Origin of the sequence: Streptococcus mitis (assembly GCF_013305725.1) — a bacterium.
Lineage (GTDB): Bacteria > Bacillota > Bacilli > Lactobacillales > Streptococcaceae > Streptococcus > Streptococcus mitis_BO.
Genome location: NZ_CP047883.1, coordinates 1,942,488 through 1,962,834, shown reverse-complemented (window position 1 = coordinate 1,962,834; position 20,347 = coordinate 1,942,488). Strand labels below are relative to the sequence as shown.

The following is a 20,347-nucleotide window of genomic DNA, read 5'->3' as shown; positions in this document are numbered from 1 at the left end:
CTACTTATACTCTTCGAAAATCTCTTCAAACTGCGTCAGCTTCTATCTGCAACCTCAAAACAATGTTTTGAGCAACCTGTGGCCAGCTTTCTAGTTTGCTCTTTGATTTTCATTGAGTATTATTAAGACAATATGAGGAGAAAGATGAAAGAAAAAGGATTTTGGGAGGGGGCGCAGGCGGCCATGCCAACGGCCCTTGGTTATGTCAGTATTGGCTTGGCCTGTGGGATTATTGGTGCGCCCTATGTGACACCTGTTGAGATGGGCTTGATGAGCCTCTTTGTTTATGCTGGGAGCGCCCAGTTTGCCATGTTGGCACTGATTGCGGTTCAAGCACCTGTGGCAGCTATTGCTATGACGGTCTTTTTGATTAATTTGCGTCTCTTTTTGTTGAGTTTGCATGCGTCAACCTATTTCCGTCATACCAGTCTCTGGCAAAATATCGGTATGTCTAGTCTCTTGACGGATGAGACTTATGGCGTTTTGATGGGCGAGTTAGCCCATACAGACAAGGTCAATCCTATGTGGATGCACGGAAACAATCTCAACAGCTATGTGGCTTGGTTTGTGGGAACAGTTGTCGGAACGGCTCTGGGTGGTCTGCTGCCAAATCCAGAAATCTTTGGCTTGGATTTTGCCCTGGTTGGGATGTTCATTGGAATTTTTGCTTCGCAATTCCAGATTATGCAAAGACGGATTCCTGTCCGCAATCTGCTCATTATCCTAGCAGTTGTTGCGGTGTCCTTCTTTTTACTCTTGACAGTGGTGTCTCAGTCACTAGCTGTTCTGTTTGCGACGCTACTTGGTTGTACAATGGGGGTGGTTTTAGATGGTCAGTAAGTATCTTTTATTAGCAGTTATTTTCTCTGGTCTTGTGACTTGGATTCCCCGTATGATTCCCTTCATCTTGGTTAAGTATAAGGGCTTGCCTGCGATTGTTGAACGTTTTTTGAAGTTCTTGCCCGTTTCGATTATCTTTGCCTTGATTCTTTCAAGTGTAGTGACAGGCAAGGTTGGTAGCCTTCCTCAAATTAAATGGCTAGACTTCTTAGCAGTCTTTCCAACAGCTTGGGTAGCCTTCCGCTACCGCAATCTAGTCGGAACAGTTCTCTTTGGAGTGGTCTTAATTGCAGTCTTGCGTTTGGTCTTTTAATACTCTTCGAAAATCAAATTCAAACCACGTCAGCGTCGCCTTACCGTACTCAAGTACAGCTTGCGGCTAGCTTTCTAGTTTGCTCTTTGATTTTCATTGAGTATAAATTAGCCATAAAGAAAACCTATCACAGAGATAGATATCATATAATGGCGTAAATGCTCTTTTTCTGTTAAGATTATAAGGTATTCTATTTTGGAGGAAATGACATGAAAAAAATCGTTAAATACTCATCTCTTGCTGCCCTAGGACTTGTTGCTGCAGGTGTGCTTGCGGCTTGCTCAGGTGGTGCGAAAAAAGAAGGAGAAGCAGCTAGCAAGAAAGAAATTATCGTTGCAACCAATGCTTCACCAAAACCATTCAACTATGAAGAAAATGGTGAATTGACTGGTTATGAAATTGAAGTGGTTCGTGCTATCTTTAAAGACTCTGACAAGTATGATGTCAAGTTTGAGAAGACAGAGTGGTCAGGTGTCTTTGCGGGTCTTGATGCTGACCGTTACCAAATGGCAGTTAACAACATCAGCTACACTAAAGAACGTGCTGAAAAATACCTTTATGCAGCCCCAACTGCTAAAAATCCTAACGTTCTTGTAGTGAAGAAGGACGACTCTAGCATCAAATCACTTGATGATATCGGTGGAAAATCAACAGAAGTTGTTCAAGGGACAACATCTGCTAAACAGTTAGAAGACTACAACAAACAACACTCAGATAATCCAACTGTTCTTAACTACACTAGAGCAGACTTCCAACAAATCATGGGACGCTTGAGCGATGGCCAGTTTGACTACAAGATTTTTGATAAAATCGGTGTTGAAACAGTTATCAAGAACCAAGGCTTGGACAATCTGAAAGTTATTGAACTTCCAAGCGACCAACAACCTTACGTTTACCCACTTCTTGCTAAAGGTCAAGATGAGTTGAAAACATTTGTAGACAAACGTATCCAAGAACTCTACAAAGACGGAACTCTTGAAAAATTGTCTAAACAATTCTTCGGAGACACTTATCTACCAGCAGAAGCTGATATTAAATAATTTCTTGAAGTCATCCATTCTGAATAAGATGGATGATTTCTCAGTTTTTAGGGATATAGTTTTAAACTATATATCTGGCTATCTAATAACAATTTGTGAAATCAAACAAATTGTGAGATACTAGTACGGTATTATTTTTAAGGAGAAAGAATCATGAAAATTAAAAAATGGCTTGGTGTAGCAGCCCTTGCTACAGTCGCAGGTTTGGCTCTTGTAGCTTGCGGAAACTCAGAAAAGAAAGCAGACAATGCAACAACTATCAAAATCGCAACGGTTAACCGTAGCGGTTCTGAAGAAAAACGTTGGGACAAAATCCAAGAATTGGTTAAAAAAGACGGCATTACCTTGGAATTTACAGAGTTCACAGACTACTCACAACCAAACAAGGCAACTGCTGATGGTGAAGTAGATTTGAACGCTTTCCAACACTATAACTTCTTGAACAACTGGAATAAAGAAAACGGGAAAGACCTTGTAGCGATTGCAGATACTTACATCTCTCCAATCCGCCTTTACTCAGGTTTGAATGGAAGTGACAACAAGTACACTAAAGTAGAAGACATCCCAGCAAACGGAGAAATCGCTGTACCGAACGATGCTACAAACGAAAGCCGTGCGCTTTACTTGCTTCAATCGGCTGGTTTGATTAAATTGGATGTTTCAGGAACTGCCCTTGCAACAGTTGCTAATATCAAAGAAAATCCAAAGAACTTGAAAATCACTGAATTGGACGCTAGCCAAACAGCTCGTTCATTATCATCAGTTGACGCTGCCGTTGTAAACAATACCTTCGTTACAGAAGCAAAATTGGACTACAAGAAAGCACTTTTCAAAGAACAAGCTGATGAAAACTCAAAACAATGGTATAACATCATCGTTGCGAAAAAAGATTGGGAAACATCACCTAAGGCTGATGCTATCAAGAAAGTGATTGCAGCTTACCACACAGATGACGTGAAAAAAGTTATCGAAGAAACATCAGACGGTTTGGATCAACCAGTTTGGTAATAAGAAACAGGGAGGTGGGAGAGAGAATTCCACCTCTTGCTTTTGTATAGAGCATGGATTGTCAGGAAGAGTAGTTCATAGAAAGGTAGAGAGAATATGGTTTTTCCTAGCGAACAAGAACAGATTGAAAAATTTGAAAAGGATCATGTAGCCCAGCATTATTTTGAGGTTTTGCGTACTTTGATTTCTAAGAAGTCAGTCTTTGCCCAGCAGGTTGGACTTAAGGAGGTCGCAAACTATCTGGGTGAGATTTTCAAGCGTGTTGGGGCTGAAGTGGAGATTGATGAGACTTATACGGCGCCCTTTGTCATGGCGCATTTCAAGAGTTCGCGTCCAGATGCCAAGACCTTGATTTTCTACAACCACTATGACACTGTTCCAGCGGACGGAGATCAGGTCTGGACAGAGGATCCCTTTACGCTTTCGGTCCGCAATGGCTTCATGTATGGGCGTGGGGTTGACGACGATAAGGGTCATATCACAGCTCGTTTGAGTGCTTTGAGAAAATATATGCAACACCATGATGACTTGCCTGTCAATATCAGTTTTATCATGGAGGGGGCGGAGGAATCGGCTTCAACAGACCTAGATAAGTATCTGGAAAAACACGCGGACAAACTTCGTGGCGCGGATTTGTTGGTCTGGGAACAAGGAACCAAGAATGCCTTGGAACAGCTGGAAATTTCTGGTGGAAATAAGGGGATTGTGACCTTTGATGCCAAGGTTAAAAGTGCTGATGTGGATATCCACTCTAGTTATGGTGGGGTTGTGGAGTCAGCTCCCTGGTATCTTCTTCAAGCCCTACAGTCTCTTCGTGCTGCTGATGGCCGTATTTTGGTAGAAGGTTTGTACGAAGAGGTACAAGAGCCAAATGAACGAGAATTGGCCTTGGTGGACACTTACGCTCAACGAAATCCAGGGGAAATCAGCCAGATTTATGGTTTGGAATTGCCTCTCTTACAAGAGGACCGCGCAGCCTTTCTAAAACGATTCTTTTTTGAGCCAGCTCTTAATATCGAAGGGATTCAGTCAGGTTATCAAGGGCAAGGAGTTAAAACGATTTTGCCAGCAGAAGCCAGTGCTAAGCTAGAAGTTCGTTTGGTTCCTGGTCTAGAACCGCATGATGTTCTGGAAAAAATTCGGAAACAGCTAGACAAAAATGGCTTTGATAAGGTAGAATTATACTATACCTTGGGAGAGATGAGCTATCGAAGCGATATGAGCGCGCCAGCCATTCTCAATGTAATCGAGTTGGCTAAGAAATTCTATCCACAGGGCGTTTCAGTCTTGCCGACTACAGCTGGGACAGGGCCTATGCATACAGTCTTTGATGCCCTAGAGGTGCCAATGGTGGCCTTCGGTCTAGGAAATGCCAATAGTCGAGACCACGGTGGAGATGAGAACGTGCGAATCGCCGATTATTACACCCATATTGAATTAGTAGAGGAGCTGATTAGAAGCTATGAGTAGAGATATTATCAAGTTAGATCAGATCGATGTGACTTTTCATCAGAAGAAGAGAACCATCACAGCGGTCAAGGATGTGACTATTCACATCCAAGAAGGGGATATCTACGGAATCGTTGGATATTCTGGAGCAGGGAAATCAACCCTTGTACGGGTGATTAATCTCTTGCAAAAACCATCTGCAGGGAAAATCACCATTGACGATGATGTGATTTTTGATGGCAAGGTGACTTTGACGGCAGAACAGTTGCGTCGTAAACGTCAAGATATTGGGATGATTTTCCAGCATTTTAACCTGATGAGCCAAAAGACAGCAGAGGAGAATGTAGTCTTTGCCCTCAAACATTCTGGACTCAGCAAGGAAGAAAAGAAGGCTAAAGTAGCCAAGTTGTTGGACTTGGTTGGCTTGGCAGACCGTGCTGAAAACTACCCTTCACAACTATCTGGAGGGCAAAAACAGCGTGTAGCCATTGCGCGTGCCTTGGCAAATGATCCAAAAATCTTGATTTCAGATGAGTCAACTTCTGCCCTTGATCCTAAGACAACCAAGCAGATTTTGGCCTTGTTGCAAGATTTGAACCAAAAATTAGGCTTGACTGTTGTCTTGATTACGCATGAAATGCAGATTGTCAAAGACATTGCCAATCGTGTGGCAGTCATGCAGGATGGGCATTTGATTGAAGAGGGCAGCGTCCTTGAAATCTTCTCAGATCCTAAACAGCCTTTGACTCAAGACTTTATCTCAACAGCCACAGGCATTGATGAAGCTATGGTCAAAATTGAGAAGCAAGAAATCGTGGAACATCTGTCAGAAAACAGTCTCTTGGTGCAGCTCAAGTATGCGGGTGCTTCAACAGACGAGCCACTTTTGAATGAATTGTACAAGCATTACCAAGTAACAGCTAATATCCTCTATGGAAATATCGAAATCCTCGATGGTACTCCTGTTGGAGAATTGGTGGTGGTCTTGTCAGGTGAAAAAGCAGCGTTGGCAGGTGCCCAAGAAGCCATTCGTCAAGCAGGCGTACAGCTAAAAGTATTGAAGGGAGGACAGTAAGATGGAATCATTGATTCAAACCTATTTGCCAAATGTCTATAAGATGGGCTGGGCTGGTCAGGCAGGCTGGGGAACAGCCATCTACCTAACCCTCTATATGACAGTTCTTTCCTTCATCATCGGAGGTTTCTTGGGTCTAGTGGCGGGTCTTTTCCTTGTCTTGACAGCGCCGGGTGGTGTCTTGGAAAATAAGGTCGTCTTCTGGATTTTAGACAAGATTACCTCTATTTTCCGTGCGGTGCCATTTATCATTCTCTTGGCAGTCTTGTCACCCTTCTCACACCTAATCGTAGGGACAAGTATCGGGCCAAATGCGGCTATTGTACCCCTATCTTTTGCGGTCTTTGCCTTCTTTGCCCGTCAGGTGCAGGTTGTCTTGGCTGAGCTGGATGGCGGTGTCATTGAGGCGGCTCAAGCGAGCGGGGCGACATTCTGGGATATCGTAGGTGTTTATCTATCAGAAGGTCTTCCAGATTTGATTCGTGTGACGACTGTGACCTTGATTTCACTTGTTGGTGAAACAGCCATGGCCGGTGCGGTTGGAGCTGGTGGTATCGGTAACGTAGCCATCGCTTATGGATTTAACCGCTACAATCATGATGTGACCATCTTGGCAACCATCATTATCATTTTGATTATCTTTGCAATCCAATTCTTGGGAGATTTCTTGACCAAGAAATTGAGTCATAAATAAAAAAGAGCCGTGTGGCTCTTTTTTAGTAATCAGATTTTCTGCGCAAATTTTTTACTCAAGGCTTGTCCAATCAAGGCACCCAATAGGGCTCCGATGACTACACTTGCGATAAATAGAAGGATGGTTCCAGGATTTGGAGCAACCATGATACGGTCGATATATTCTTGGGATTTTCCTCTTGCCAGAAGGGTAGCCATATAGGCTTTGGGGGCAATCCACATAATCAAGATTGGACCTGTTGAACTAAAGGCAAAGAGAATGAAAGAAAGGAAATTCTTTGTTTGGTCCTTGTATTTTCCTAGGCTAGCTACTCCATCTGCTAGGAGGCCACAGATAATTCCAGGAAGAAAGGCACCGGCACCGTGTTTAGTTCCCAAGAAAAAGAGGGCAATGACAAGTCCGATAGTGGTAATGGCTCCAAAACGCGGAACTTTTGCGATTAGCATCATATAGGCGCTACCGCCGACAAGGGCAGTAAAGGCAGGCGCATAAAACATGTTTCCAGTTTGGTCAAAGAGATTGCCCAAAAGGACACCAATCCCCATGCAGAGGAAGTAAAGAACTGCAAAAAGCAGTGTAGTTAAGATAGATTTCTTCATGAATTGTCTCCTGATAATTTTTTCACAATTCTCATTTTACCATGGTTTGGTGGGATTGTAAATGGATAGTAGAAGTTTTTGAAAACGCTTGAAATATGATATAATGGTTTCATAGTTATTTTTAGGGGGATATCATGGGGAGATTTTTAGACTTTGTCTTTAATCGTTTCTTTTTAGGGATGATTGCGACAGCCTTCTTTTGGCTATTAACCTTGGTGGGAGGGATTATCCTTGGTCTAGCGCCGGCTAGTGCAACCTTGATGAGCCTGTATGCAGAACATGGCTATAGCTTTCGCGAATACAGTTTGAAGGAGGCGTGGTCTCTTTATAAGCAAAATTTCGTCTCAAGCAACCTGATTTTCTATAGCTTTTTAGGGGTGGATCTAGTTTTGGTCTATGGCCTGTATCTATTGGTGCAATTGCCTCATCAGACCATCGTTCATTTGATTGCGACCTTTTTGAATGTCCTAGTAGTTGCCTTGCTGTTTTTGGCTTATACAGTATCTTTGAAATTACAAGTTTATTTTGACTTGTCTTATCGAAATAGTCTCAAACTATCCTTGATTGGCATCTTTATGAGTCTAGCAGCTGTGGCCAAGGTTCTCCTTGGAACTGTGCTACTTGTGGCAATTGGTTACTATATGCCTGCCCTACTTTTCTTTGTAGGAATTGGGATGTGGCATTTCTTTATCAGTGATATGTTGGAACCGGTCTATGAAAGTATCCATGAAAAATTGGCGACAAAATAGAATGAAGCAGTTTTGGCTACATACGCTTCTGAGAACCTACAGTTCAGTTATGATGATTATTATTGCGAGTTTTGCAATCTTACTCTCTTACGCTGACTGGGATTCACGGGAAAAGGAAGCTCAAAGAGTAGCCCAACGTGTAACCACTCGAACAGTTGATGAGGTGGAGTATTATTATCGGGAGTCAGCCCAACTAGCGCAAGATTTAGTAGCCAATCAAGACCGGATACAAGGGGTTTATAAGTACTTTAGCCTGTCAACTTCTGAGTATTTTTATTGGCTGTTGGAGCATCAAGCAACTTCGTCAACTTCTATTTCTCTGTATGAAAATATTGATGATCTTTATGTCCAAAATGACTCTATAACGGGTGTTGCAATCGTCTTGCAGGATTTTAAAGAAGTTTATGTTTCAACCAGGGATAAAAGAAGTGGTCATGTCTTGCCAGCTGAAGCCTTTAAACCGGAGGCCAATAGTTTTGGCATTCCAGTTCTGGACCCAGCAACGGATCAATCTATAGGAGTGATTTACATCTCCTTGGATCCAGAAGTTTTATATCATGCCATTGACAATACCCGAGGTCATATTCCGATGGCTGTTACTGTGACATCACCATTTGATACGGAAATTTTTCATATTGGTGAGAGGGTCAATAGGGAACATGAGAACTGGTTTGTTGGTGTGACCTCTCATGGCTATCAGGTTCAGGTGGCAGTTCCCAAAAATTTTGTTTTACAAGGAACGGTGACCAGCTCTGCTTTGATTGTAGGCTTGAGCCTTCTCTTTATTGTCATTCTCTATCTGACGTTGAGGCAGACCTTTGCTAATTATCAAAAGCAGGTAGTGGATCTGGTGGATTCCATCCAAGCTATTGCCCAAGGGCAAGAAGGTCTTCGCATCGATACGCTTGAAAAGGATCAGGAATTGCTCTTAATCGCAGAGACCACTAATGATATGTTGGATCGCTTGGAAAAGAATATCCATGATATTTACCAGTTAGAGCTTAGTCAAAAAGATGCCAATATGCGGGCCTTGCAGGCGCAAATCAACCCTCACTTCATGTACAATACTCTGGAGTTCTTGCGTATGTACGCAGTCATGCAAAGTCAAGATGAGTTAGCAGATATCATTTATGAATTCAGTAGTCTCTTGCGTAACAATATTTCCGACGAAAGAGAGACTCTTCTCAAACAGGAATTAGAATTTTGTCGTAAATACAGCTATCTCTGCATGGTTCGCTATCCCAAGTCCATTGCCTATGGTTTCAAGATAGATCCAGAGTTAGAGAATATGAAGATTCCCAAGTTTACTTTGCAACCGCTAGTAGAAAATTATTTCGCGCATGGTGTTGACCACAGACGGACAGATAATGTGATTAGCATCAAGGCGCTTAAACAGGATGGTTTTGTGGAAATTTTAGTGGTAGATAATGGCCGTGGTATGTCGGCTGAAAAACTGACAAGTATTCGAGAAAAGTTAAGTCAGAGACATTTTGAACACCAAGCCAGTTACAGTGAACAAAAGCAGTCTATCGGGATTGTCAATGTCCATGAGCGTTTTGTGCTCTATTTTGGGGATCGCTATGCTATTACTATAGAGTCTGCAGAGCAAGCAGGTGTTCAGTATCGTATTACAATTCAAGATGAGTAGAAAGGGAGAAAATGTATAAAGTATTATTAGTAGATGATGAGTACATGGTGACAGAAGGTCTGAAACGTTTGATTCCCTTTGATAAGTGGGATATGGAGGTCGTCGCAACAGCCAGTCATGCCGATGAAGCCCTAGAATATGTTCAGGAAAATCTTGTTGATGTCATCATTTCAGATGTTAATATGCCCGACAAAACAGGGCTTGATATGATTCGGGAAATGAAAGAGATTTTACCAGATGCTGCCTATATCCTGCTCTCAGGTTATCAGGAGTTTGATTATGTCAAAAGAGCAATGAACCTTAGTGTGGTGGACTATCTGGTCAAACCTGTTGATAAGGTAGAGTTGGGAAATCTGCTGGAGAAGATTGCAGGTCAGCTCGGCGAGAGAGGGAAGAAAAGTCAGACCCTCAGTCAAGATTTAGACGAGGCTGGATTTGTTAGTTATCTAGGAGGTGAGGAGAATTGGTGGATAGGCCTAGCTAAGGAAAAACAAGGCTCCTTCACCATTCCCTACTATGTCTTGGGTCAAGACTGGCAGATTTTTATTTCTGATCAAGTCCTAGATGGTTTAGTCGTTACTCCCTTTGAAGCTCCTTATCAAGAACACTTTGAACGCTGGAAGCTGAATGCTGAGAAAGCCCTCTTTTACGGTTCTGTAAATCTAAAACAGTCTGAGAGTCTCTTTGCCTATTACGAACCGATTTATAGGGTTATCATTCAGGGAAATCTCAATCAAATCGTGGAAGAGTTGAACCTTTTGGAGAAGGTGGTTCTTGAAAATACGCCGCGTGTTCCGATTACCAAATAGCTTTTTATCCAGTTTGTCATGGATGTCTTCCATTTATTTGAGCATCTCAAAGCTGATGATTTGACGGATATTGTCAAAACGATTCATGCTATTCAATCATTCGATGAACTGGTTCCTTATATCAAGGAAACTCTGACCCGATTCTTTGGGCAATATCGTATGAATGAGAATGTGGTCAGTGTGCTAGAAGTCATTGGGCGTGATTATCAAAAAGAACTTTCCCTCAAGGATATCAGTAAGGATCTCTTTATCAATCCTGTCTATCTAGGGCAGTTGATCAAGCGTGAAACCAATTCGACCTTCGCAGAATTACTAAACAAACAACGCATTAAGGCTGCCCAGCAGCTCTTACTTTCAACTAGTGACAGTATCGAAGATATTTGTTATGCCGTTGGTTACAGTAACGTGGGATATTTCTATAAAGTGTTCCGAAAATTGTGCGGAAAATCGCCAAAAGCCTACCGAAAACAGGTAGAAACGACACTATAATATTTGTATTCCTTTACAAAAGGTGCTATAATATAAATAATAATATCAGGAGGTTCTATCATGAAAAAGAAACCGATTTATCTATGGGTCTTGCTCATCTTGTCTGCTCTTATTTCAGCTACGTCTCTGTTTGAACTTTTGAAGCCCTTGCCTAGTAAAGAAGTCCTTCGTGCTGCTCAAAAACAAGTTGCAGGGGTCAGTGCTCAGCAGGTAGAAGATAGCATTAATTTTAGCTATAGAGTGGCAGAAGCATCTCATTCTATTTTTAATGTGGCCTTGGTTGTACTATCTGCTATTTTAGTGGTAGTAGCGATTGTGTTCCTTGTTCGTAAGAATTTGCAGTATGCAAACTATACTTATGTCGGCTATGTTTTGCTAGCCATTATTGGTTCGATTTATACCTATGTGACTTTACAAGACGCTTTGCAGTTGGTTCAAGATGAAACTATTCGTTTGACAATGGGTATTGGTTCAAAAGCTGTCAGCATTTTCTATATCGTCATCAATGTTCTCTTCCTAGCCCTTGTCTTCTACAAGATATGGCGTCAACAAAAAGCCTTGGCAGAAGAAGAGGAAACAGAAGAACTTGCCTAAGTATTGACAAAAAATAACTATCAAGTTACAATCTTGGTAGTTATTTTTCGATTATAGATAAAATCATGGAGGTACATATGAAGACAATTTCTTTAGTTTATATTAGTCTGAGTGGCAATACTGAAAGTTTTGTGACGCGCTTGAAAGACTATCTCTTTTCCCAGTACGAGGGAATTGAGGTTCAAAAGATTCATATCAAGGACTTAGTCAAGGAAGGCCAAGATTTTTATGAGATGGAACATCCCTATGTCGCTTTTTTACCGACCTACCTCGAAGGTGGGAATGGCGTGGATAACGGAGATGTTGAGATTTTGACGACACCAGTGGGAGATTTTATCGCCTATGGTGACAATGCTAGTAAGTGTTTTGGTGTGGTTGGTTCAGGAAATCGTAACTTTAATAACCAATACTGCCTGACAGCTAAGCAATACAGTCAACGTTTTGGTTTCCCTGTATTGGCCGATTTTGAAATGCGAGGCATGCTGGGAGATATCAAACGTGTCGCAGCGATTATTGCAGATTTGTATGAGTTGGAAAGTTGAGCTGATAACGATCTTTCAATCATTAGAAGGAAGAACTTATTATATCCCCCTCTATAGCAGAGATGAAAATTACCTATAAACTTTTTAATATAAATGTTATTTGCTATAGTTGGAAGATAAAAATTATGCCCTAAAAAAACCGAGAAGCTTTCTTCTCGGTTTTTGATTATTTCAATTGATCTGTAATGTCTTTTGACAGTAACATTCCCAGATGGTAAGTTTTATTGATATATGCAATGACATCATTGATATTTTCAGTCGTTTGAATTTTCTCTTTGATATCAGTCCTAAATGTTTCATCCTTTAAAAGTTGTTCTTGGTAGAGTTTTTGCAGTCTTTCCTTCTCGTACTTATTAAGCAGAAAAAGGAAAACCAAGCTAATCACAACGAGGATATAAGCATATTGGCTCATAGGATATCTCCCTGTATGATAAAGAAGTAGTAGTGAGTAGATTGAATTAGTGAAGCGCCTAGCCAAAGTCCGAATAGGATTTGGCGTTAGTTACTTAGATTGCTCTGCAATCAAGTAACTTTGGCGATTTACATCTTCTCAGGTGCTTCTACTCCAAGCAAGCGAAGGGCTTCTTTGAGAACGATTGCTGTTGCATAGCTAAGGGCTAGACGGCTGTCGCGTTCTGAGCTTTCATCCAAGATGCGCGTGTGTGCATAGTACTTGTTAAAGGCTTGAGCTAAGCTAATTGCAAATTTAGCAATGATAGAAGGTTCAAAGTTATCCGCCGCACGGTTGATAATACGTGGGAAGTCTTGGATGAGTTTGATGATTTCCCAGCTTTCAGCATCATTCAAGCTATAGTTGCCAGCTGTTTCTGGTTTGAAGTCTGCTTTACGTAAGATCGATTGGATACGAGCGTAGGCATATTGTACATAAGGACCAGTTTCACCCTCGAAGGATACCATAGCTTCTAGGTCGAAGTCGTATCCATTTGTACGGTCGGTCTTGAGGTCATAGAATTTAATGGCTCCAACCCCAACAGCATGCGCTACCTGGTCTTTGTTTTCAAGTCCAGGATTTTTAGCCTCGATTTGGGCCTTGGCACGGCTAACAGCCTCTGCAACAGTAGGCTCTAGCAAGATGACATTCCCTTTACGAGTAGAGAGTTTCTTCCCTTCTTTTGTAACCAGACCAAAAGGAACATGAGTAATGTCTTCACTCCAGTCGTAGCCCATTTCTTTCAAGACAGCTTTGAGCTGTTTAAAGTGGGCAGATTGTTCTTGACCAACAACGTAGATAGATTTAGCAAATTGGTATTCGTTTTTACGGTAAAGGGCTGCAGCCAAGTCACGTGTGATGTAGAGAGTTGCACCATCAGATTTCTTGATGAGGGCTGGATGTTCGATTCCATATTTCTCAAGATTTACAACTTGGGCACCTTCTGATTCAACAAGAAGACCTTTTTCAGAAAGAATGTCTACAACTGCCTCCATCTTATCGTTGTAGAAAGCCTCTCCGTTGTAGCTGTCAAATTCAACCTTCAATTCATTGTAAAGGCGGTTAAATTCCACCAAACTTTCATCACGGAACCATTGCCAAAGTGCGAGAGCTTCCTCGTCTCCATTTTCAAGTTTACGGAACCATTCGCGTGCTTCTTCATCCAAGCTAGGGTCATTTTCAGCTTCAGCATTGATACGAACGTAGAGTTTAAGAAGTTCATCAATTGGATGAGCTTTTACAGCTTCTTCGTCACCCCATTTTTTGTAGGCAACAATCAACATCCCAAACTGTTTACCCCAGTCTCCCAAATGGTTGACCTTGACCGTTTGATAACCGATTTTTTGGAAAATATGTGATAAACTATCTCCGATAACAGTTGAGCGCAGGTGACCGATAGAAAATGGTTTAGCGATATTTGGACTAGACATATCGATAACAACATTTTCTTGTTTACCAATATGTTGGTCAGCATAGTGTTCTTTTTGAGTGATAACGGCTTGCAATACTTGAGCAGAAATGGCAGATTTATCAAGGAAAAAGTTAACGTAAGGTCCTGTTGCAACAACCTTTTCAAAGGCTTGGCTGTTAATTTTTTCAGCCAGTTCAGCAGCAATCATTTGAGGTGCTTTACGTTCGACTTTTGCAAGAGAAAAAGCAGGGAAAGCGATGTCTCCCATTTCTGAGTTTTTAGGGGTTTCCAGTAAATTTAAAATAGCCTCTTGGTCCAGGCTATCAATGACACTAGCCAATTCGCTAGCAATCAATTCTTTTGTATTCATTAAGAGCTCCTTTTTGGACTTTTCTACTATTTTATCACAATTTTAAAGAAAGAAGAAAAAATTTTTGAAATCTCCTATTTTTTTGGTATAATATAGTTATAAAATTAGTTATAAATATGCATATAAGAGGATTTTATGAGAAAAAGAGATCGTCATCAGTTAATAAAAAAAATGATTACTGAGGAGAAATTAAGTACACAAAAAGAAATTCAAGATCGGTTGGAGGCACACAATGTCTTTGTGACGCAGACAACCTTGTCTCGTGATTTGCGCGAAATCGGCTTGACCAAGGTCAAGAAAAATGATATGGTGTATTATGTACTAGCAAATGAGACAGAAAAGATTGATTTGGTGGAATTTTTGTCTCATCATTTAGAAGGTGTTGCAAGAGCAGAGTTTACCTTGGTACTTCATACTAAATTAGGAGAAGCCTCTGTTTTGGCAAATATTGTAGATGCAAACAAGGATGAATGGATTTTAGGAACAGTTGCTGGTGCCAATACCTTATTGGTCATTTGTCGAGACCAGCACGTTGCCAAACTCATGGAAGATCGTTTGCTAGATTTGATGAAAGATAAGTAAGGTCTTGGGAGTTGCTCTCAAGACTTATTTTTGACAAGGAGAGACGGACAATGACGACAGAAAAGCTATCACCCGGCATGCAACAGTATGTGGATATTAAAAAGCAATATCCAGATGCTTTTTTGCTCTTTCGGATGGGTGATTTTTATGAATTATTTTATGAGGATGCGGTCAATGCTGCGCAGATTCTGGAAATTTCCTTAACGAGTCGCAACAAGAATGCCGACAATCCGATTCCTATGGCGGGTGTTCCCTATCATTCTGCCCAACAGTATATCGATGTCTTGATTGAGCAGGGCTATAAGGTAGCCATTGCTGAACAGATGGAAGATCCTAAACAAGCAGTTGGGGTTGTGAAACGAGAGGTTGTTCAGGTCATTACGCCAGGGACAGTGGTCGATAGCAGTAAGCCGGATAGTCAGAACAACTTCTTGGTTGCCATAGACCGTGCTGGCAATCAATTTGGCCTAGCTTATATGGACCTGGTGACGGGTGACTTTTATGTGACAGGTCTTTTGGATTTCACGCTGGTTTGTGGGGAAATCCGTAATCTCAAGGCGCGAGAAGTGGTGCTGGGCTATGACTTGTCTGAGGAAGAGGAACAAATCCTTAGTCGTCAGATGAATCTGGTACTTTCCTATGAAAAAGAAGGCTTTGAAGACCTTCATTTACTGGATTCACGATTAGCAGCTGTGGAGCAAGCGGCATCTAGTAAGTTGCTCCAGTATGTCCATCGAACCCAGATGAGGGAATTGAACCACCTCAAACCTGTTATCCGCTATGAAATCAAGGATTTCTTGCAGATGGATTATGCGACCAAGGCTAGTCTGGATTTGGTTGAGAATGCTCGGTCAGGCAAGAAGCAAGGCAGTCTTTTCTGGCTTTTGGATGAAACCAAAACAGCTATGGGTATGCGGCTCTTGCGGTCTTGGATTCATCGCCCCTTGATTGATAAGGAACGAATTGTCCAACGCCAAGAAGTTGTGCAGGTCTTTCTCGACCATTTCTTTGAGCGTAGTGATTTGACAGACAGTCTCAAGGGTGTTTATGACATTGAGCGCTTGGCTAGTCGTGTTTCTTTTGGTAAAACCAATCCCAAGGAACTCTTGCAGTTGGCGACTACCTTGTCTAGTGTGCCACGGATTCGTGCGATTTTAGAGGGGATGGAGCAACCTGCTCTAGCCTATCTGATCGCACAACTAGATGCCATTCCAGAGTTGGAGAGCTTGATTAGTGCAGCGATTGCTCCTGAAGCTTCTCATGTGATTACAGATGGGGGTATTATCCGGACTGGATTTGATGAGACCTTAGACAAGTACCGTCGCGTTCTCAGAGAAGGGACTAGCTGGATTGCTGAAATTGAGGCCAAGGAGAAAGAAAACTCTGGTATTAGTACGCTTAAGATTGAGTACAATAAGAAGGATGGCTACTATTTCCATGTGACCAATTCGCAACTGGGGAATGTGCCAGCCCACTTTTTCCGCAAGGCGACGCTGAAAAACTCGGAACGTTTTGGAACCGAAGAATTAGCCCGTATCGAGGGAGATATGCTGGAGGCGCGTGAGAAGTCAGCTAACCTAGAGTACGAAATTTTTATGCGTATTCGTGAAGAGGTCAGCAAGTACATCCAGCGTTTGCAGGCTCTAGCCCAAGGAATTGCGACGGTTGATGTCTTACAGAGTCTGGCGGTTGTGGCCGAAACTCAGCATTTGATTCGACCTGAGTTTGGCGATGACTCACAAATCGATATCCAGAAAGGGCGCCATGCTGTCGTTGAAAAGGTCATGGGAGCTCAGACCTATATTCCAAATACCATTCAAATGGGAGGGGATACTAGTATCCAGTTGATTACAGGGCCTAACATGAGTGGGAAGTCGACCTATATGCGTCAGCTGGCCATGACAGCGGTGATGGCTCAGATGGGTTCTTACGTACCAGCAGAGAATGCTTATTTACCGATTTTTGATGCTATCTTTACCCGTATCGGAGCAGCAGATGACTTGGTTTCAGGTCAGTCCACCTTTATGGTGGAGATGATGGAGGCCAATAATGCCATTTCGCATGCGACCAAGGACTCTCTCATTCTCTTTGATGAATTGGGACGAGGAACTGCAACTTATGACGGAATGGCTCTTGCCCAGTCCATCATCGAATATATCCATGAGCATATCGGAGCCAAGACCCTCTTTGCGACCCACTACCATGAGTTGACCAGTCTGGAGTCTAGCTTGGAACACTTGGTCAATGTTCACGTGGCAACTTTGGAGCAAGGTGGGCAGGTCACCTTCCTTCACAAGATTGAACCAGGACCAGCTGATAAATCCTACGGTATCCATGTTGCCAAGATTGCTGGTTTGCCAGCAGACCTTCTAGCAAGGGCGGATAAGATTTTGACTCAGTTAGAGAATCAAGGTACAGAAAGTCCAGTTCTTATGAGGCAAACAAGCGACGTCACGGAACAGATTTCACTATTTGATACGGCAGAAGAGCATCCTATCCTAGCAGAATTAGCTAAATTGGACATTTACAACATGACACCCATGCAGGCTATGAATGTCTTGGTCGAGTTGAAACAAAAACTATAAAAATAATCCCACTCATGCATTTGTGAGTGGGATTATTGCTCTTACTTTCTATGCTCCAAGAGTTGATTGATATGGTCTACTTTTTTTGATGCTCTTTTATAGGAAATAGTCCAAATGATGAGGTAGACAATCGCAAACTCGATAATGAGTTGGAGATAGAAAATCCAGTGGAAGGGAAACCAACCTGCTAGGGTTGCTAGTGGGACAAAGCCAGCCAGCATGAGGAAGAAATGGGTCAGAGTCGCACGGAGCAAGCTCCAGTCACGGCTGAATAATCGCTTTCCAAAGTTGAAGAGAATACCGATAGCTGCCCAAATAAGTGTGCAGTAGAGCAAGACCAAGGCACCGTGAACCTGATGTTGAGCCATCACTTGGCCGATGAGAGACTCGGGACTCAGTGGGGCGTAGGTATTTGGTGCATAAATGAGTGAAAAGATGATAGAGAGGATGAGGCCGATAAGAACACCGGCAGCTGCATCGTGAAATACTTGTTTTTTCATAGTTCTAATTTCTCCTTGATGGTTTTTAGGTAACGGCGGGAAGAGTAGGTGAAGCTTTCGTTTTTTAGAAAGATTTCTACCAGACCGTTGGGCGTAAGCTTGAGATGAGAGATGGAGTTGATATTGATGATTTCTGATTGGGAAATTTGGATAAAATTGCTTGACAAGAGTTCAAGAACCTGATAGAGGCGCAAATCAATGGTGTAGGTCTGACTTGCCGTTTCTGCTAGAACCTTCCGATTCTCGATATAGAAGCGTTGAATCTTGCCAATCTTAACTAGATAGACCTGATCATCAATTTTTCCTTTGATTTTTTCTTTTCGGTCCAGATTTTCTGCAAATTCGATGACTTTTTGGACTTTTTCAGTTTCTTGAGGTGCTTGGACAATCAGTTTTTCCTCCTTGTAAGTCTCACTAATCTGTAGTTCTACTTTCATAAATTTCTCTCCTTGTTTTTCATACAAAATTGTGATCACTTCTTGTACACTTTTATTAAACACTATTTTACAGCCTATGGCAAGGGACTTTGTCTATATGGAGGGATTTGGCTTCTATGTGGTGCTTGCTTTTTCGGTCCTTTCTGAAATATGGTATAATAGCACTAATCAATTTCTAGGAAAATAGATACAGAAAGGGGCTGAAAGATGTCTCATATTATTGAATTGCCAGAGGTGCTGGCAAACCAGATTGCAGCTGGGGAGGTCATTGAACGTCCTGCTAGCGTTGTTAAGGAGCTGGTAGAAAATGCCATTGACGCGGATTCTAGTCAGATTATCATTGAGATTGAGGAAGCTGGTCTCAAGAAAATTCAAATCACAGATAATGGTCATGGAATTGCCCACGATGAGGTGGAATTGGCCCTGCGTCGTCATGCGACCAGTAAGATAAAAAATCAAGCAGACCTCTTTCGGATTCGGACGCTTGGTTTTCGTGGTGAAGCCCTGCCCTCTATCGCGTCTGTCAGCATTTTAACTCTTTTGACAGCAGTTGAGGAAGCAAGTCATGGGACCAAGCTAGTCGCGCGTGGGGGTGAAGTTGAGGAAGTCATCCCGGCGACTAGTCCTGTGGGGACCAAAGTTTGTGTGGAGGACCTCTTTTTCAACACGCCTGCCCGCCTCAAGTATATGAAGAGCCAGCAAGCAGAGTTGTCTCATATCATTGATATTGTCAACCGTCTGGGCTTAGCCCATCCTGAAATTTCTTTTAGCTTGATTAGTGATGGCAAGGAAATGACGCAGACAGCTGGGACTGGTCAACTGCGCCAAGCTATTGCAGGGATTTACGGTTTAGCCAGCGCCAAGAAGATGATTGAAATTGAGAATTCTGACCTTGATTTCGAAATTTCAGGTTTTGTGTCTCTGCCTGAGTTGACTCGGGCTAATCGCAACTATATCAGCCTCTTCATCAATGGCCGTTATATCAAGAACTTTCTGCTCAATCGTGCAATTCTAGACGGCTATGGCAGTAAGCTCATGGTGGGACGCTTTCCGTTGGCTGTCATTCATATCCATATTGACCCTTATCTAGCGGATGTCAATGTTCATCCAACCAAGCAAGAGGTGCGGATTTCCAAGGAAAAAGAATTGATGGCCTTGGTTTCAGAAGCTATTGCAAATAGTCTCAAGGAGCAAACTTTGATACCTGATGCCTTGGAAAATCTTGCCAAATCGACCGTGCGTAATCGTGAGAAGGTGGAGCAAACTATTCTCCCACTCAAAGAAAATACGCTCTACTATGAGAAAACTGAGCCGACAAGACCTAGTCAAGCTGAGGTGGCTGATTATCAGGTAGAATTGACTGAGGAAGGGCAGGATTTAACCCTATTTGCCAAAGAAACCTTGGACCGATTGACCAAGCCAGCAAAACTGCATTTTGCAGAGAGAAAGCCTGCTAACTACGACCAGCTAGATCATCCAGAGTTAGACCTTGTGAGTCTTGATAAGGCTTATGACAAGCTGGAGCGAGAAGAATCTTCCAGCTTCCCAGAGTTGGAATTTTTCGGGCAAATGCATGGAACCTATCTCTTTGCCCAAGGGCGAGATGGACTTTACATCATAGACCAGCATGCGGCACAGGAACGGGTCAAGTACGAGGAGTATCGTGAAAGCATTGGCAATGTTGACCAGAGCCAGCAGCAACTCCTAGTGCCCTATATTTTTGAATTTCCCGCAGATGATGCCCTTCGTCTTAAGGAAAGAATGGCACTTTTAGAGGAAGTTGGAGTCTTTCTAGCAGAGTACGGAGAAAATCAATTTATCTTACGTGAACATCCTATTTGGATGGCAGAAGAAGAGATTGAGTCAGGCATCTATGAAATGTGCGACATGCTCCTTTTAACCAAGGAAGTTTCTATCAAGAAATATCGAGCAGAGCTAGCTATCATGATGTCCTGCAAACGGTCTATCAAGGCCAACCATCGTATCGATGACCATTCAGCTAGACAACTCCTCTATCAGCTTTCTCAATGTGACAATCCTTATAACTGTCCTCACGGACGTCCTGTTTTGGTGCATTTCACTAAGTCGGATATGGAAAAGATGTTTCGACGTATTCAGGAAAATCACACCAGTCTCCGTGAGTTGGGGAAATATTAAACTAA

At 42.3% G+C, this 20,347-nt stretch carries 19 protein-coding genes and 1 pseudogene; 15 read left to right on the top strand and 5 right to left on the bottom strand.

Annotated elements, in window-relative coordinates; genetic code table 11:
* Positions 1 to 144 precede the first annotated feature (144 nt).
* The 7 genes from M594_RS09445 (at position 145) to M594_RS09415 (ending at position 6,419) form a co-directional block, all read left to right on the top strand.
* Positions 145 to 840, top strand: coding sequence for an AzlC family ABC transporter permease (locus M594_RS09445; protein ID WP_000659743.1), 696 nt, complete (start codon positions 145 to 147; stop codon positions 838 to 840).
* Positions 830 to 1,153, top strand: a complete 324-nt coding sequence (locus tag M594_RS09440) for an AzlD domain-containing protein (protein WP_000253936.1) — start codon at positions 830 to 832, stop codon at positions 1,151 to 1,153. The genes M594_RS09445 and M594_RS09440 overlap by 11 nt, the downstream gene beginning before the upstream one ends.
* A gap of 209 nt (positions 1,154 to 1,362) precedes the next feature.
* On the top strand, positions 1,363 to 2,193 hold the full coding sequence (locus tag M594_RS09435) for an amino acid ABC transporter substrate-binding protein (RefSeq protein WP_020901826.1): 831 nt from the start codon (positions 1,363 to 1,365) through the stop codon (positions 2,191 to 2,193).
* A gap of 153 nt (positions 2,194 to 2,346) precedes the next feature.
* The gene (locus tag M594_RS09430; protein WP_049531962.1) at positions 2,347 to 3,201 is read left to right on the top strand and encodes a MetQ/NlpA family ABC transporter substrate-binding protein; all 855 of its coding nucleotides are present in this window, start codon (positions 2,347 to 2,349) and stop codon (positions 3,199 to 3,201) included.
* Between the two features lie 96 nt (positions 3,202 to 3,297).
* Positions 3,298 to 4,671 carry a M20 family metallopeptidase gene (locus tag M594_RS09425; protein ID WP_000231807.1) on the top strand — a complete coding sequence of 458 codons (1,374 nt, stop codon included), beginning with the start codon at positions 3,298 to 3,300 and terminating at the stop codon, positions 4,669 to 4,671.
* Positions 4,664 to 5,725, top strand: a complete 1,062-nt coding sequence (locus tag M594_RS09420) for a methionine ABC transporter ATP-binding protein (protein WP_070480074.1) — start codon at positions 4,664 to 4,666, stop codon at positions 5,723 to 5,725. Before M594_RS09425 ends, M594_RS09420 begins: the two co-directional genes overlap by 8 nt.
* Before the next feature lies 1 nt (position 5,726).
* A complete protein-coding gene (locus M594_RS09415; protein WP_000444647.1) occupies positions 5,727 to 6,419 on the top strand; it encodes a methionine ABC transporter permease in 693 nt (230 codons plus the stop codon).
* 29 nt (positions 6,420 to 6,448) lie between these two features.
* Here M594_RS09415 and M594_RS09410 read toward each other — a convergent pair whose 3' ends face one another.
* On the bottom strand, positions 6,449 to 7,018 hold the full coding sequence (locus tag M594_RS09410; protein WP_115904539.1) for an MptD family putative ECF transporter S component: 570 nt from the start codon (positions 7,016 to 7,018) through the stop codon (positions 6,449 to 6,451).
* 134 nt (positions 7,019 to 7,152) lie between these two features.
* Between M594_RS09410 and M594_RS09405 the strand changes: the two genes are divergently transcribed.
* The 5 genes and pseudogenes from M594_RS09405 to nrdI all read left to right on the top strand — a co-directional run bounded on the left by M594_RS09405 (position 7,153) and on the right by nrdI (position 11,849).
* The gene (locus M594_RS09405; protein WP_045612386.1) at positions 7,153 to 7,767 is read left to right on the top strand and encodes a YesL family protein; all 615 of its coding nucleotides are present in this window, start codon (positions 7,153 to 7,155) and stop codon (positions 7,765 to 7,767) included.
* On the top strand, positions 7,745 to 9,415 hold the full coding sequence (locus M594_RS09400; RefSeq protein ID WP_290108879.1) for a sensor histidine kinase: 1,671 nt from the start codon (positions 7,745 to 7,747) through the stop codon (positions 9,413 to 9,415). The genes M594_RS09405 and M594_RS09400 overlap by 23 nt, the downstream gene beginning before the upstream one ends.
* An 11-nt stretch (positions 9,416 to 9,426) precedes the next feature.
* Positions 9,427 to 10,713, top strand: a pseudogene (locus M594_RS09395) (response regulator transcription factor).
* Positions 10,714 to 10,773: 60 nt separating this feature from the next.
* A complete protein-coding gene (locus M594_RS09390; protein ID WP_023946835.1) occupies positions 10,774 to 11,307 on the top strand; it encodes a hypothetical protein in 534 nt (177 codons plus the stop codon).
* Between the two features lie 77 nt (positions 11,308 to 11,384).
* Positions 11,385 to 11,849, top strand: a complete 465-nt coding sequence (gene nrdI / locus M594_RS09385) for a class Ib ribonucleoside-diphosphate reductase assembly flavoprotein NrdI (protein ID WP_173876650.1) — start codon at positions 11,385 to 11,387, stop codon at positions 11,847 to 11,849.
* 166 nt (positions 11,850 to 12,015) lie between these two features.
* Here the strand turns inward: nrdI and M594_RS09380 are convergent, their stop codons facing one another.
* Positions 12,016 to 12,261, bottom strand: a complete 246-nt coding sequence (locus M594_RS09380; protein ID WP_049544515.1) for a hypothetical protein — start codon at positions 12,259 to 12,261, stop codon at positions 12,016 to 12,018.
* Between the two features lie 128 nt (positions 12,262 to 12,389).
* Positions 12,390 to 14,081, bottom strand: coding sequence for an arginine--tRNA ligase (gene argS, locus M594_RS09375; protein WP_173876649.1), 1,692 nt, complete (start codon positions 14,079 to 14,081; stop codon positions 12,390 to 12,392).
* Positions 14,082 to 14,216: 135 nt separating this feature from the next.
* On the opposite strand from argS, the gene argR reads away from it, so the two are divergent.
* Positions 14,217 to 14,663 carry an arginine repressor gene (gene argR / locus M594_RS09370; protein ID WP_001231476.1) on the top strand — a complete coding sequence of 149 codons (447 nt, stop codon included), beginning with the start codon at positions 14,217 to 14,219 and terminating at the stop codon, positions 14,661 to 14,663.
* A 50-nt stretch (positions 14,664 to 14,713) separates the two neighbouring features.
* Positions 14,714 to 17,248 (top strand): DNA mismatch repair protein MutS, encoded by a 2,535-nt coding sequence (mutS, locus tag M594_RS09365; protein WP_173876648.1) that lies wholly within the window; start codon positions 14,714 to 14,716, stop codon positions 17,246 to 17,248.
* A 41-nt stretch (positions 17,249 to 17,289) separates the two neighbouring features.
* Here mutS and M594_RS09360 read toward each other — a convergent pair whose 3' ends face one another.
* Both M594_RS09360 and M594_RS09355 read right to left on the bottom strand, forming a co-directional pair.
* Complete coding sequence (locus M594_RS09360) at positions 17,290 to 17,748, bottom strand: DUF3021 domain-containing protein (RefSeq protein ID WP_173876647.1); 459 nt, start codon at positions 17,746 to 17,748, stop codon at positions 17,290 to 17,292.
* Entirely contained in the window at positions 17,745 to 18,185 is a 441-nt protein-coding gene (locus M594_RS09355) for a LytTR family DNA-binding domain-containing protein (RefSeq protein ID WP_173876646.1), read from the bottom strand. Before M594_RS09355 ends, M594_RS09360 begins: the two co-directional genes overlap by 4 nt.
* A 207-nt stretch (positions 18,186 to 18,392) precedes the next feature.
* Between M594_RS09355 and mutL the strand changes: the two genes are divergently transcribed.
* Positions 18,393 to 20,342 carry a DNA mismatch repair endonuclease MutL gene (mutL, locus tag M594_RS09350; protein WP_173876645.1) on the top strand — a complete coding sequence of 650 codons (1,950 nt, stop codon included), beginning with the start codon at positions 18,393 to 18,395 and terminating at the stop codon, positions 20,340 to 20,342.
* The last annotated feature ends 5 nt before the right edge of the window (positions 20,343 to 20,347 follow it).